This window comes from Methylosinus trichosporium OB3b, from assembly GCF_002752655.1.
Taxonomy (GTDB): Bacteria; Pseudomonadota; Alphaproteobacteria; order Rhizobiales; family Beijerinckiaceae; genus Methylosinus; species Methylosinus trichosporium.
In genome coordinates this window covers 125,054-138,723 of sequence record NZ_CP023737.1, presented here as the reverse complement: position 1 = coordinate 138,723, position 13,670 = coordinate 125,054, and the positions used below count along the sequence as shown (strand labels likewise).

Here is a 13,670-nt window from a genome sequence, read left to right as displayed (position 1 = left end):
CGGATCGGGCCCGGGTTCACGCCTGCGCCTGCGCGGCGTGGAGCGCCGAAAGCTCGGCGTCGCGCGCCGCGATCGCCGGAAAGGACGGCCGCGACGTCACCCGCTCGACATAGGCCATGATCTCGGGAAGCTCGGGAACGAGCTTGAAGGCGGTGGTCCAGCGCAGCGCCGAGCCCCACAAAATATCGGCGGCCGAGATGCGCTCGCCCAGAAGATACGGCCCTTTGCGCAGCTGGCCGGCCAGAGTCGCCAGCATGGTGTCGAAATCGCCATAGGGCACGGTAGACACACGCGCCGGCTCGCGCTGCAACCAGCGGTCGACGACGGCGGGCTCGAAGCTCGAGCCATAGAATACGAGCCAGCGCAGATAAGGCCCGCGCAGCGGATCGCCGATCGCCGGCGCGAGCCCGGCTGCGGGGAAGAGGTCCGCGAGATAGATGTAGATGGCGCCCTGCTCCGTCACCAGCGAGTCGCCATGCACGATGGCCGGCACCTTGCCCATGGGATTGACGGCGAGAAAAGCGCTCTCCCGCTGCTCGCCCGTTTTCATGTTCAGCGCTTTCAGCTCATAGGGCGCGCCGAGCTCTTCGAGCAGGGTGAAAACGCCCGTCGAGCGGGTGTCGGGCGAATGATAAAAAGTCAGCTTGCAATCCGACGTCATGACGCGCTCCCGGCGGAAAATGCGAACAGATATAGAACATATGCGGAGCAATCTGTCCACCACCCCTGCATAAGCGCGGAGTTTACCACATGTCGAAATGACGGCATGGTGACGAGAGCTTTTGAGCCGCCGATTGCGACAACCTGGCCGAGAGATTGCGAATGCCTTCATCCGGGCGCGTCGGAAGCGTCGAGGTCCTGCGCGGGATCGCCGCCTTTTCGGTGATGTGGTTCCATCTGACCAATGGCGCGCCGGCGCTGCTGCCGGAGGCCAGCCTCGTGAAGCAATCGGGGGCCTATGGATGGCTCGGCGTGCAATTCTTCTTCGTTATTTCCGGCTTTGTCATCCCCTATTCGATGGCGCTCTCGAGCTATGACATGCGACGCGACGGCGTCACGTTCCTCCTGCGCCGCGCGGCGCGCATAGAACCCGCCTATCTCGTCTCGGCGCTGCTGGTCGTCGCGCTGCAATTCGCGTCGGCGCTGGCGACGGGCGCGCCGGCGCCGGGCCCGGGAATCGCGAGCGGGCTGGCGCTGCATGTCGCTTATCTCGTTCCCTGGCTCGACAGGCCTTGGCTCTCCCCCGTCTATTGGAGCCTCGCCATCGAATTCCAATATTATCTCGCTATGCTGTTCCTGGCGCCGATGCTGATCGCCAATGACCGCTCGACGATCCGCCTGCTGCTCGCCGGCCTCGCGGCATTGTCGCTTACGACGAGCGACGCGCGCGCGATCTGTCCGTGGCTGCCGCTGTTTTGCGTCGGCTTCCTTCGCTTCCTGTGGCCGCGGAGGCTGCTGCGCGCGTCCGAGCTCGGCGCCTGGCTCGCGCTCTTCCTCTGCCTCGTCTGCGTCACGCGCAATCTCGCCGAAGCCGCCGCCGCGGGCTTCGCTTTCGCCTTTTTGTTTGTGCCGCTGAAGGCGGACGTCCCCGTGTTCGGATTTCTCGGCGCGATCTCTTATTCGCTCTATCTGATCCATGTTCCCATCGGCGGACGGATCGTCAATCTGGGCACGCGCCTTCCGGAGGCCGAATGGATGCGCGCCGGCGCCGCCTTCGCGGCGGTCGCCGCGTCGCTCGTCGCGGCTTATTGGTTCTGGCGCCTCGTGGAGAATCCGACCGCCGCATGGTCGCGATCGATACGCTTGCGCGCGCGCCGTCTCGACGCCGGCCTGCCTGTCGGAAGATAGGCGAGATCACACATTTTTCACGCGCGCCGCCGAGCTTTCCTGCGCTCGTCGGCGCCTCTATAATTCGATCTCGGCCTCCAGAGCGTCCCGATCGGATCGGGTCGGGACGCTCTGGCGTTCTTTCGTGTAAGCGCTCTAAGCCGCGCGAGTGAGTATAGCGAATGCCTGCAGCTCATCTGCTGAAAGAGCTCAGCGATGTGAGCTCCCGCCTTTGGGCGGCGCGCGATCTCGAGGAGGGATTGCGCGAGATGCTCGCGGCGACGGTTCGGCTGCTGGACGCGAACATGGGCAATGTTCAGCTGTTCGACACCGGGCGCGGCGTGCTGACGGTCGTCGCGCATCAGGGTTTCGAGCGCGACTTCCTCACCGCGATCCATGAAATCTCCATCGACGCCGACACTGTCTGCGGACGCGCCGTGCGGCTCCGACGACGCGTCGTCACCGAAGACGTCGAGCTCGATCCGAGCTTCGCGCCTTTTCTGGAAGCGGCGCGCAGCGCGGGCTTTCGCACCGTCCAATGCACGCCTCTGACGACGCCCCGCGGCGATCGGCTGGGCGCGATGTCGACCTATTTCTCCGCGCCGCGCGCGTTCGACGAAGAGGAGCTCGTTTGTCTCGACGTCTATGCGCGACAGGCCGCCGACTTCATCGAGCGATGGAAATCGGACGAGCGCCTGCGTCGAAGCGAGGCGCGCCTGCGCGCGCTGGTGAAGGCCAGCTGCTACTCGATCTATCGAATGAACGAGGATTGGAGCGGAATGCGCGAGCTGAACGGCAAGGACGTCCTCGCCGACACGGCCGCGCCCGCCGAGGATTGGCTGCAGCACTATATTTGCCCGGAGGATCGGCCGTCGATCCTCGCGGCCATGAGAGATGCGATCGACTCGCGGCGCATGTTCGACCTCGAGCATCGCGTGCAGCGCGCCGACGGCTCGATCGGCTGGACGCGCTCGCGAGTCGTTCCGATCGAGGACGCCGAGGGCGAGATCGCCGAATGGTTCGGCTCGGCGACCGACGTCACCGCGCAGAAGAAGGCGGAGATGGTCTTGCAGGAGGAGGCGCGGCGAAAGGACGAGTTCCTCGCCATTCTGGCGCATGAGCTACGCAATCCGCTCGCCGCGCTGCATTCCGCCTTCACCGCCGCACGTCGCATCGGCGCAGGCGCCGACGCGACGCGGCTCAATGGCGTCATCGAGCGCCAGATGGGACATCTCATTCGCCTCGTCGACGATCTCCTCGACATCTCGAGGATCACGACCGGCAATTTCCGGCTGGAGAAGACACGCTTCGATCTCGCCGCGGCGATCCGTCAGGCGATCGAGTCCGCCTCGCCCTCGATCGAATCGGGACAGCGTCGGCTGACGGTTGCGGTCGGCGACGAGACGCTCATCGTCGAAGGCGATCGCGTGCGTCTCGCGCAGGCGATCGCCAATCTTCTCGACAACGCAGCCAAATATACGCTGGACGGCGGCCGCATCGACATCATGCTGAAGCGCGAAGGCGCCGAGGCGGTCGTCGAGGTTCGCGACGACGGCGTCGGCATTCCGGCGGAGATGCTGCCGCACATGTTCGAGCTGTTCGCACGCTCGGATCGCGCGGTCGTGCGCGGGATTGAAGGACTGGGCGTCGGTCTCGCGCTGGTCAGGAAGCTCGTCGGATTGCACGGCGGCTGCGTCGAAGGCCATAGCGACGGCGCCGACCGCGGCAGCCGCTTTCGCATTCGCTTGCCGCTCGCGGCCGTATGCGCCGGCGAGGAACGATCGCCCTGCGAGGACGCAGCGCCTCCTCCACGAAACGTGCTGATCGTCGACGATGATCGCGATGTGGCCGATTCGCTCTGCATGCTGCTCGAGACAATGGGCGTCGCCGCCCGCGCGGCCTATAGCGGCATGGAGGCGCTGAGCCTCCTCGCCGAGGTCGCGCCGGACGTAATCTTCATCGACATCGGCATGCCGTCGATGGACGGCTATGAGACCGCCGTCGCGCTCAGGGCGCGGCCGGAGGGTCGGCGCGCGAGGCTCGTCGCCTTGAGCGGATGGGGCGCGGAAAAGGATCGTCTGCGCTCGAAGGAGGCCGGCTTCGACGTCCATGTCGTGAAGCCGATCGACATCGCGGAACTGGAGCGACTCTCGAGCGCGGTCTCGGACGCGCGCGTATGACTCGCCGCGGACGTCCGCTCGAGGCGCGCAGGGCTCCGGCTCCAATTTGACATCTTCCATGCAACCGCGTCATGCCCGCGCTTGTCGCGACCGTCCACGCAGTGTCATCACGACGCGCCGGGAAAAGAGGCGGCGATGTTCGGCTCATGTTCCAGCCTTGCGAGCCGTCACAGAATGGATGGCCCCGACAAGCGCGGCCAAGACGCTGAGAATTCTCTGCTCGTCGACCCGGATTCGGAACCTTGCCGGAGGCGCGTCGTGCGCTTGATCGGACCATTGAAACTATGCAATCGTCGTTTCGTTTGAGCCTTCGCGCACGCGAGCGTCCGCGAGGTCTATGCGGTTTTGTGAGTTTTTCCATGACGCAATCGAATCCGTCGAATTCTTCTCTCGGCCTTCGCCCCTTGGTGCCGAGCTGGCTCGTGGCGCTGGCGCTCACCGGAATTCTCGCAACGACCGTTTGGCTGGTCTGGGGCGACGACTTCGTCGCAAGGACCCCGCGCGGTCGCTTCGAGCGCGTCGAAGATCGCGCCGTGGAGCCGAAGGGACCCCCGATCGAGACGCTCTACCAGCGATATGCAATGGAGCCGCTGCCGAATGCCGAGGCGTTCGGAAAAGAGATCGACCGCATGCTCTCCGCGCTGGCGCGCGAGCCTTGCGACCAGAGGGCCGTCGGCGCGGCCGAAGCCTCGCTGAAGCGGGGCGGATTTCCCCGCGAATCGGCGAAGCTTCTTATCGGCTACGCCGGCGCCTGCCCGGATTCGATCCGAGCCGTCGCCGCGGCCGCCGAGACGCTTTACGTTCTGGGCGATTTCGCGCCCGCGCTGGAGACGGCGGAGCGCGTCGTCCGCGCCCAGCCCGATTGGGCCGCCGCCCATTTCCTGGTCGCGCGGATCCTCCAGGGGCTGGGCCGGATCGACGAGGCGCTCGAGGCCTACGCCGTCAATATTCGCCTGATCGGCGATCTCAAATCGGTTCCCGCCGACACTTTCATCAATATGTCGACGCTCTATTCCGCGCTCGGACGCCATTGCGAAGCGATGACGCCGATCCAGACCTATATCGCCGTCGACCCGGGCGACCGCGACACGCCCGTCCTGCGCTATCTCATCGCCGACCAGGCGCAGAAGGGCAAATGCGATCACACTTATGCGGAGGGAACGACGAAGCTGCAGCGCGCCTCGAATGGAGTCGTTCTCGCCAAAGCCGAGATCAATGGCGTTTCGGGAACCTTCGCCGTCGACACCGGCGCGAGCTTCGTCTCGGTCTCGAAAAGCTTCGCGGCGCGCGCGAAGCTCACCGCGCTGCAATCGGGACGAGTCGGGCTGCACACAGCCAATGGCGTCGCCGCGGCGGCGCTGACGACGGTCTCGAAAATCCGCCTCGGCGCCTCGCATGCGGACGCGGTCCCCGCCGTGATATTGGACAAGCCGATCGGACATGGCGTCGACGGGCTGCTGGGCATGTCCTTTCTTGCCCGTTTCGATATCGTGCTCACCGACAAGGAATTGAAGCTCGTCCCCAAGCCGGCGCAGCCGAAATCGCTGCAATAGGGGACGGAGCGTGGGACTTCTCTTTCGCCCGCCCTTGCGCCGGGCGGCGAGTTTTGCCACATAGGGCGCGGGAGGTTGGCGGTGGACGCTCCACTCGCCAACCGGGTCAGGTCCGGAAGGAAGCAGCCCTAACGAGTTCCGGGCGGGTCTTCGTCCAGCCTCCCACCGCGCCGAGCCCGTGCGCCGATCGAAACGGGCCCTTCTCTCTCGGGCGACGCGATGGACGACGAGCATTCGCGCGACGCTGCGCTGTTTCCGGCCGAGCCGCAGGAAAAGCGCGAGGCGCGTGGCGCCTATCGCGTGCTGGCGCGCAAATACCGCCCCTCCGGCTTCGCCGATCTCATCGGCCAGGAGCCGATGGTGCGCACGCTCGAGAACGCCTTTCAGCTCAACCGCATCCATCAGGCCTATCTCCTGACCGGCGTGCGCGGCGTCGGCAAGACCACGACCGCGCGCATTCTCGCCCGCGCGTTCAATTATGAGCTGCCGGCGGCGGACGGCCGGCCCGCGGTCGACCGCCCGACGATCCATATGGACGCGCTCGGCGTCCACTGTCAGGCGATCATCGATTCGCGCCATCCCGACGTGCTGGAGATGGACGCCGCCTCGCACACCGGCATCGACGACATTCGCGAGATCATCGAGAACGCCCGCTATCGCCCGGTGATGGCGCGCGTGAAGGTCTATATCGTCGACGAGGTGCATATGCTCTCCAAGGCCGCTTTCAACGGCCTGCTGAAGACGCTCGAGGAGCCGCCGGAGCATGTGAAGTTCATCTTCGCGACGACGGAGATCGACAAGGTGCCGGTCACCGTGCGCTCGCGCTGCCAGCGCTTCGATCTGCGCCGCATCGACGCCGGCCTGCTCGCCGGCCATCTGCGCAAGATTTGCGATCTCGAGAGCGTCGCGATCGAGGATGAGGCGCTGGCCATGGTGGCGCGCGCGGCCGAGGGCTCGGCCCGCGACGCGCTGTCGCTGCTCGATCAGGCGATCGCCCATGGCGCGGCGCAGGGCGGCGGCGCCATAGCGGCCGAAGACCTGCGCCATATGCTCGGCGTCGCCGACAAATCGCGCGTCATCGATCTGTTCGAGGCGGCGATGAAGGGCGACATTGCGACGGCGCTCGCACTGCTGCAGGAGCAGCACGACGGCGGCGGCGATCCCGGCCAGGTGCTGCTGGAGCTCGCTGAATTCACCCATCTCGTCACGCGGCTGAAGCTCGCCCCCGGCGCCGAGCGCTCCTCGGCGCTGACCGAGGAGGAGAGACGACGCGGCGGCGCGGCGGCGCAGACGCTGTCGGTCTCGGCGCTGACCCGCGCCTTTCAAATTCTGATGAAGGCGGTGGACGAGCTGCGCTTCTCGCCACGGCCGCTGGCCAGCGCCGACATGGCGCTGGTGCGCCTCACCCACGCCGCCGAAATGCCCTCGCCGGAGGAGGCGCTGCGCAAGCTCGGCTTCGGCCAGCCGCGGCCGCCGGACGGCGCCCGCCCGCTTGCGCCGGCGCCGGAACGTCCCGCCCCCGCGCTGTCGCTGGCGCCGTCTCCGCAAGGGGCGGCGCGCAGCCTCGCCGCGCCGCGGCCCGAGGCCTCGGCCGGCGTCGCCTTCGCCGATTTCGCGGCGCTCGTCGCCTTCGTCGGCGAGAAGCGCGACATGCAGCTCAAAATGGCGCTCGAGACCGACGTGCGCCTCGTGCGTTTCGAGCAGGGGCGCATCGAGTTCGAGCTCGCGCCTGGCGGCTCCACGCGCCTGCCGCAGCAGCTGATGCAACGGCTGCAGGAATGGACCGGGACCCGCTGGCTGGTCGCGCTCGCGCCCTCGGGCGGAGCGCCGACCCTGAGCGAGCAGGCCGCCACGCGCAAGCAGGAGGAGCGCTCCGGCGTCGAATCCGATCCACTGGTCGCCGCGATCATGGCGCGCTTTCCGGGCGCCGAGATCGTCGCGGTGCGTGGGCGCGAGGCGCCGGAAACACAGGCGAGCGGCGCCGAATTGGCTTATGACGACGGCGAGCCGGACGAGAGCTGGTGAGCGCCGCCACGAAGCTTAGGAGAACGACATGCTCGACTTCATGGGACTGATGAAGCAGGCGCAAGCCATGCAGGCGAAGATGGCCGAGATGCAGGCCGAGCTCGACCAGGTGGTGGTCGAGGGCGAGGCCGGCGGCGGCCTCGTCAAGGTGACGATGACCGCCAAAGGCGCGCTGCAGCGCGTGGCGATCGACCCGAGCCTGCTGAAGCCCGAGGACAGCGACATCATCGAGGACCTCGTCGTCACCGCCCATGCGCAAGCGCGCGCCAAGGCGGACGAGGCGGTCGCCGAGAAAATGAAGGCGGTGACCGGCGGCCTGCAGCTGCCGCCGGGCATGAAGCTGCCGTTTTGAGGGAGGGAGCGAGTAGCAAACCCTACTCGCTATTCGCTGCTCGGTCCGAGGACCCCTATGGCCGAACGCATCGCCGGCCCGGAAATCGAACGCCTCGTGCAATTGCTGGCGCGCCTGCCCGGGCTCGGGCCGCGCTCGGCGAGGCGCGCCGTGCTGCATCTCATTCGCAAGCGCGACGAATTGCTCGGGCCGCTCGGCGAGGCCATGCGCGTCGCCCATGAGCGCATTCTCGCCTGCTCGGTCTGCGGCAATATCGACACCAGCGATCCTTGCGCCATTTGCCGCGATCCGCGCCGCGACGCCGGGCTGCTCGTGATCGTGGAGACGGTCGCCGACCTCTGGGCGCTGGAGCGCGCCGGCCTGCTCGCGGCGCGTTATCACGTGCTCGGCGGCGTGCTGTCGCCGCTCGACGGGGTCGGTCCGAGCGAGCTCAACATGGCGAGCCTCGTGCAGCGCATCGGCGAGGGCGGCGTGCGCGAGGCGATCATCGCCGTCAACGCCACGGTCGACGGCCAGACGACGGCGCATTATCTCGCCGATCTGCTGGCGCCGCTCGGCGTGAAGACGACGCGGCTCGCCCATGGCGTGCCGGTCGGCGGCGAGCTCGACTATCTCGACGAAGGCACGCTCGCAGCCGCGCTCGATCGGCGCACGCCGTTCTGAGCGAGGGGCGAAGCGATCGACGTGTCGCCCCGCCGCTCTGGATTGCTTCGCTACGCTCGCAATGACGGCCGGGGATCGCCCCACGGCGGCGCGTCATTGCGAGGAGCGAAGCGACGAAGCAATCCAGAGCCGCCCCGCGACGGACGCATCGAAGAGCGTCAGGACTTCGATTTCTCGGCGATGATCTTGTCGAAATCGGCGATGCTGATCTCGCCGCTGAAGCGCTCCCCATTGATGAAGAAGGTCGGCGTCGAATTAATGCCGAACTTCTCCGCCGCGCGGTCGCGCACCTTGTTCACATTCTCGTAGAGAGCCTCGTCCTTCAGCGTCGCCTCGAAGGCTTGCTGGCCGACGCCGGTGAATTTCAGCACGCCGGCGAGACCGTCGAGCGGCTTCTCGACGAAGGCCCAGTTCTTCTGCTGCGCGAACAGCAGATCGACCACCGCATCGCGCTTCTCGCCGGCGTTGCGGGCGAGCATGAAGGCGGCTGTCGCCAGCGGATCGAGCGGGAACTCGCGCAAAATGAACTTCACCTTGCCGGAGTCGATGTAATTTTTCTTCAGCGCCGGATAGACCTCACGATGGAAGGCGGCGCAATGGCTGCAGGTCATCGACGCATATTCGACGATGGTGACGGGCGCGTCGGCCTTGCCCTCGACGACATCGGGCAGCGCATTGGGCGCCATCAGCTCGTCGACCGAGACTTTTCCGCTGCCGGCCTTCTCGGCCGCGGCCGGGAGAGCGAAGCCAATCAGCGCGCAGGCCGCGACGGTGAGCCCGGCGCGGCGGGAAATACGGAAATCGGGAATGGGCATGGAGGCTCCGTTGGGTCGCGGGACGGCGCGACCATAAATCATTTTTCCGCGCCGGGAAATCATACGCTTTCGGTCGGCGCCGGCCGAGGCGGAGCCGGCGAGCGGCGCCATCCTGCGACCGCCGCCGCGGCGAGCGCGGCCGAGATCAGCACATTCCAATTGCTGAGCGTCAGCCCCAGCACGAACAGCGTCGGCGCGTCGCAGCGCGGCACCTTCATCTTCTCGATCTGGCTGCGGAAATCATCAAAGGAATGCGCCTTCTTCAGTGCGCCGGAACATTCCGTCGGCCCGGCGAAAACCTTCAGCTCGACGCCCGAATGATAAAAGGCCAGCGCCGCGCCGGAGATGAACAGCAAAGCGACGAGGACAAATCCGACGCGGGCGAGACGCGCCGCGCCGCGCTGCGCCGCTAGCGCCGTCGCCGCCGCGAGCGGGATCGCCGCATAATAGGGAATGCGCTGCTTCAGGCATAATTCGCAGGGCGCATGGCCGAGCGCCTCGAAGATCCAGGCGCCGCCGATCGTCGCCGCGGCGACGCCGAGCAGCAGCAGCGCGAGCCCGGTCGGCGACGCGCGTCGCCAGAGGTCGACGAGCGCGCTCACAGCAGCTTCGCCGTCACCACGAAGCCGATCACGACAATGCTCGCGAGCGCGGTCATGAACCAGCCGAAATGCGCCTCGAGACGAAGGCGGATCCAATCGCCGAAATGATTGATCGCGGCGGCGAGGATGAAGAAGCGCGCGCCGCGCGTCACCAGCGAGAGCGCGATGAAGAGGCCGAAATTATAGTCGAGCAGTCCCGAGACGATGGTGACGAGCTTATAGGGGATGGGCGTCAGCCCCTTCACCAGAATGAACAGCGCGCCCCATTGCGCATAGAAGGCGCGCAGAGCGTCCATCTTGGCGCCATAGCCATAGAGCTCGATGAGCCAATGGCCGATCGTGTCGTAGAACAGAGCGCCGATGGCGTAGCCGAGCGCCCCGCCCGCCACCGAGCCGATCGTGCAGATGAGCGCGTAGCGCCAGGAGAGCTTGGGCTCGGCGAGCGACATCGGCACCAGAATGACGTCGGGCGGCACGGGGAAGAACGAGCTCTCCGCGAAAGCGATGGCGCCGAGCGCGACGGGCGCATGCTTGCTGGCGGCGAGCGACATGGTCCAATCGTAGAGCTTTTTGAACATTTTCCACCGTGCCGGGAGATGAGGCCGCCCCGCCATAGCATTTCGGGCGCGCCGAAGCGAGGCTCGCGGTTTTGCGGGCCGGAGAATCAATTCACAGAATCATTACGGGCTCTCGCGTAGCGTGCCGTCACGCTCCCGCCCGGAGCACAAAGAGTATTGGAGGTACTTTCATGTATTCGTCGCGTCATGGATTGCTCGCAGGGATCCTCTGCGCCGGACTGTCCGCGTTGCCCTCTTTTGCGCAGGCCGACCCCTCCGCAGCGAGCCCCGCGGCTGCGACGACGATGGACGGGCGGCTGAAAATCGCCATCGTCGCCGAGAACCGATCGGCGTTTCCGGCCTCGACCACCCTCTTCTGCACCGCCCGGGCAGACATCACCAAAGGTGGCGCCGCAGGCGCCTACAGTTATCGATATTACTACGCGAAAGCGACAGTGACGACTGCGCAGGTAAGCTGCACCGTCGAAATTCCTTACAGGGTTTGGGTAAACGATCCTGCGGAGGCCGACATGTGGGTCTTACCCGCCATCTCCGCCTCTCCTTTGGATCCTGGGCTCATCATTCCACTTTACAGCTTCGTGGCGGTGCTACCTAGGACGGAGCTCAGCGTCACCTTCCCCTCCATTGTCTTCCCCTTGCCGCGCGACGGAGCGACCACGGTCAAGATCGTGCGCAGCTTTATCTGAGCGCTCGACATCCCAGGGGCAAAATCACTCGAGGAGACACGTTATGCAGTCGCGTTTTTACTCGTTCGCGGCGCTCGCCTGCGTCTTTGGTTTCAGCTCGGCCATCCACGCCGATCCGCTGAGCGTCGCGCCCGGTCCATCGAATCCGCAAAGCCGGCTCCTCGCCTCGCCCGCAGCTGCAACGCCAGCGGACGCCGCGACGAAGCATACAGGAAAAATGATCGTGAAGATCGACGCAGCGAACCGCTCCGCGCTTCCAACAAATTCGAAAATCGTCTGCAGCGTGATCCTGTACTTCGGCATGTATTTCGACCAATCGCGCATCTACACGTCTCCCGCGGTGGTGACTCCATCGAAAGTCGGCTGCACGGTCGCAGCGCCCTATCAAGTGACGACGGACGCTCCCCAATCGATCTCGATAGCGGTGATCGCCTTCATGACCAACACCACAATGACCGCGACCAATCCGCTCCCCAATGGGTTCGGCTTCGTCGAGCTCGGCTCGCCGAGCATTCCGCTCCCGCCCGATGGCGCGGTGACCACGCAGACGATCTCGACGGTGCTCTGATCCGACGCAGCGACATCGCATGCCGCATCGACGATGCGGCATGCATCGCGCGGCCATCGTCGCTCACCTACGCAAATAATGGTAAGGTTAACCCCACTTTAAGCGTTTTCCCGCATTTTTCCCCTCACTCGGCGTTGCGCCGAAGGCCGCCTCGCGGCCCCAATCTGTGAAGGGAAAGACGTCATGGGCAGATCGAGAGCCCTGTTCACAGCGGCCGCGCTAATCATCGGCGCAACTTCGGGCGCAGCCGCCGCCGACCTGCTTCCTCCGGCGCCGATGGTCGCTGCGCCGCCGCCGGCGGCCGATTACGGCGGATGGTATCTGCGCGGCGACGGCGGCGTCGGGATCAATCAGATCTCCAATCTCCGCTCGACCTTCGATCCGACCAAGGTCGTTCCCGCCCCGCTGTTCGAATCCTATTCGATCGGCGACAGCGCCTTCATCGGCACCGGCGTCGGCTATCAGTTCAACAGCTGGCTGCGCGCCGACATCACCGGCGAATATCGCACCGCCTCGACCTACCGCGCGACGCAGAGCTACACGAATCTCTGGAATGATCTCTGCGGCGGCGCCGTCGGCGGGCGCTGCCACGATCTCTACAACGCGCAGCATCGCGCCGCCGTCTTCCTGGCCAATGGCTATGTCGATCTCGGCACTTGGTATGGGATCACGCCCTATGTCGGCGGCGGCGTCGGCTTCGCCGTGAACTTCCTGCAGAACATGACCGACAACGGCCCCGAAACCGGCGGCTTCGGCTCCGCCACCAACCGCACCCAGACCAATTTCGCCTGGGCCGCCATGGCGGGCCTCGGCTATAATGTGACGCAGAATCTGAAGCTCGAGGTCGGCTATCGCTATCTCGACATGGGCCGCATCAAATCCAATGTCATCGGCTGCCCGGTCGACTGCGCGGGCGAGCGCCAGAGCTTCGATCTCGCCGCGCACGACATCCGCCTCGGCTTCCGCTACGCTCTCGGCGGCCCGAGCTTCGCGCCGATGATGGCCCCGGCGCCCGGTCCGCTGATCCGCAAATACTGATCCTCGAATCCTCCCCGAAGCCTTCGGCGCGCGGCTCGAAAGAGCCCGCGCCGATTTTCTTTTTTCACCGCGGCGTCATCGCCGCCTGTCGTAGCCTTCGCCATTTGCCGAAGGCGTCGCGGACCTGCTCGAACAACCTCGGCGGCAAAAAGCCGAAATCATAACGATCCGTGCGCGGGCGTCGTCGAGGCCGAGATGGCGCTTCACCGCGAGGGAAATTTCGACTGCGCTGTTCGGATCGCGCGGCTGGCTGTGCGTAATCGGTAAGACGGAGACGAGCGTCGCTCCGTCACCTTCGCGCTCGACGGCGAGAACGATCACGCTCGGACGGTCTTTTCGACCTTCTTCATGTCCCTCGTCGGCTCTTCTCGCCAGAGGTAGGAATAGGATATGACGAGGCCCGGTTCCGGAGTCGGCATCCGCCTTCGTCACTTCGGATCGAGCAAGGCGTTCAGATGATCGTGCCGCCCATCCATGCGCGCGGCGGCGATCGCCTCGGCCTTTTCGTCGGACAGCTCGGCGGTCGCGAAGGCGCGGCGTTGCGCTTTGAAGCGCATGAACTCCTCGAACTCGTCCGGCCGCACGAAATAGCCGGTTATCTGGCCGTGACTGGACACCGCCACCGCTTCGCGCTGCGCCAGCATGCGATAGCGTCCGAAATTGCGGGTGAATTCGGAAGCGGGGACGGCTTCGGCCATAGCTCTGAACCTCTCTCGCTCCGAAATATACGCAAGTTCCGCTGATTGCGCAATTTGCGCTTTTCTTCGCCCAGGGCTCTGAATC

At 65.7% G+C, this 13,670-nt stretch carries 15 protein-coding genes and 1 other RNA gene; 10 read left to right on the top strand and 6 right to left on the bottom strand.

Features of this window, described 5'->3' with window-relative positions; all coding sequences use genetic code 11:
* Positions 1-16: 16 nt before the first annotated feature.
* Positions 17-661: a glutathione S-transferase family protein gene (locus CQW49_RS00695; protein WP_003613995.1), complete on the bottom strand. Its 645-nt coding sequence runs from the start codon at positions 659-661 to the stop codon at positions 17-19.
* 161 nt (positions 662-822) lie between these two features.
* Here CQW49_RS00695 and CQW49_RS00690 point away from each other — a divergent pair, with 161 nt between their 5' ends.
* The 7 genes from CQW49_RS00690 (at position 823) to recR (ending at position 8,600) form a co-directional block, all read left to right on the top strand.
* Positions 823-1,848: an acyltransferase family protein gene (locus CQW49_RS00690; protein WP_003613997.1), complete on the top strand. Its 1,026-nt coding sequence runs from the start codon at positions 823-825 to the stop codon at positions 1,846-1,848.
* 161 nt (positions 1,849-2,009) lie between these two features.
* A complete protein-coding gene (locus CQW49_RS00685; RefSeq protein ID WP_003613999.1) occupies positions 2,010-4,007 on the top strand; it encodes an ATP-binding protein in 1,998 nt (665 codons plus the stop codon).
* Positions 4,008-4,366: 359 nt separating this feature from the next.
* On the top strand, positions 4,367-5,560 hold the full coding sequence (locus CQW49_RS00680; protein ID WP_003614003.1) for a TIGR02281 family clan AA aspartic protease: 1,194 nt from the start codon (positions 4,367-4,369) through the stop codon (positions 5,558-5,560).
* A gap of 69 nt (positions 5,561-5,629) precedes the next feature.
* An RNA gene (ffs, locus tag CQW49_RS00675) (signal recognition particle sRNA small type) lies at positions 5,630-5,727 on the top strand.
* 52 nt (positions 5,728-5,779) lie between these two features.
* Positions 5,780-7,585 carry a DNA polymerase III subunit gamma/tau gene (locus CQW49_RS00670; protein WP_003614005.1) on the top strand — a complete coding sequence of 602 codons (1,806 nt, stop codon included), beginning with the start codon at positions 5,780-5,782 and terminating at the stop codon, positions 7,583-7,585.
* Between the two features lie 28 nt (positions 7,586-7,613).
* A complete protein-coding gene (locus tag CQW49_RS00665) occupies positions 7,614-7,937 on the top strand; it encodes a YbaB/EbfC family nucleoid-associated protein (protein WP_003614007.1) in 324 nt (107 codons plus the stop codon).
* Positions 7,938-7,994: 57 nt separating this feature from the next.
* Entirely contained in the window at positions 7,995-8,600 is a 606-nt protein-coding gene (recR, locus tag CQW49_RS00660; RefSeq protein ID WP_003614009.1) for a recombination mediator RecR, read from the top strand.
* Positions 8,601-8,758: 158 nt separating this feature from the next.
* On the opposite strand, the gene CQW49_RS00655 is transcribed toward recR, so the two are convergent.
* Genes CQW49_RS00655 through CQW49_RS00645 form a run of 3 tightly spaced genes read right to left on the bottom strand, consistent with a single transcriptional unit; the run spans position 8,759 to position 10,595 of the window.
* Positions 8,759-9,415: a DsbA family protein gene (locus CQW49_RS00655; RefSeq protein WP_003614011.1), complete on the bottom strand. Its 657-nt coding sequence runs from the start codon at positions 9,413-9,415 to the stop codon at positions 8,759-8,761.
* A 59-nt stretch (positions 9,416-9,474) separates the two neighbouring features.
* A complete protein-coding gene (locus tag CQW49_RS00650) occupies positions 9,475-10,017 on the bottom strand; it encodes a disulfide bond formation protein B (RefSeq protein WP_003614013.1) in 543 nt (180 codons plus the stop codon).
* Complete coding sequence (locus tag CQW49_RS00645) at positions 10,014-10,595, bottom strand: YqaA family protein (protein WP_003614015.1); 582 nt, start codon at positions 10,593-10,595, stop codon at positions 10,014-10,016. Before CQW49_RS00645 ends, CQW49_RS00650 begins: the two co-directional genes overlap by 4 nt.
* 170 nt (positions 10,596-10,765) lie before the next feature.
* Here CQW49_RS00645 and CQW49_RS00640 point away from each other — a divergent pair, with 170 nt between their 5' ends.
* From CQW49_RS00640 to CQW49_RS00630, 3 genes are all read left to right on the top strand, one after another.
* On the top strand, positions 10,766-11,281 hold the full coding sequence (locus CQW49_RS00640) for a hypothetical protein (RefSeq protein ID WP_003614017.1): 516 nt from the start codon (positions 10,766-10,768) through the stop codon (positions 11,279-11,281).
* Positions 11,282-11,324: 43 nt separating this feature from the next.
* Positions 11,325-11,849, top strand: a complete 525-nt coding sequence (locus tag CQW49_RS00635; protein WP_003614018.1) for a hypothetical protein — start codon at positions 11,325-11,327, stop codon at positions 11,847-11,849.
* A 183-nt stretch (positions 11,850-12,032) separates the two neighbouring features.
* Positions 12,033-12,887, top strand: a complete 855-nt coding sequence (locus tag CQW49_RS00630) for an outer membrane protein (RefSeq protein ID WP_003614019.1) — start codon at positions 12,033-12,035, stop codon at positions 12,885-12,887.
* A gap of 75 nt (positions 12,888-12,962) precedes the next feature.
* Here CQW49_RS00630 and CQW49_RS00625 read toward each other — a convergent pair whose 3' ends face one another.
* Together CQW49_RS00625 and CQW49_RS00620 are read right to left on the bottom strand one after the other, a co-directional pair.
* On the bottom strand, positions 12,963-13,208 hold the full coding sequence (locus CQW49_RS00625; RefSeq protein ID WP_051418624.1) for a hypothetical protein: 246 nt from the start codon (positions 13,206-13,208) through the stop codon (positions 12,963-12,965).
* Between the two features lie 107 nt (positions 13,209-13,315).
* Positions 13,316-13,585, bottom strand: coding sequence for a hypothetical protein (locus tag CQW49_RS00620; RefSeq protein WP_003614020.1), 270 nt, complete (start codon positions 13,583-13,585; stop codon positions 13,316-13,318).
* Between the last annotated feature and the right edge of the window lie 85 nt (positions 13,586-13,670).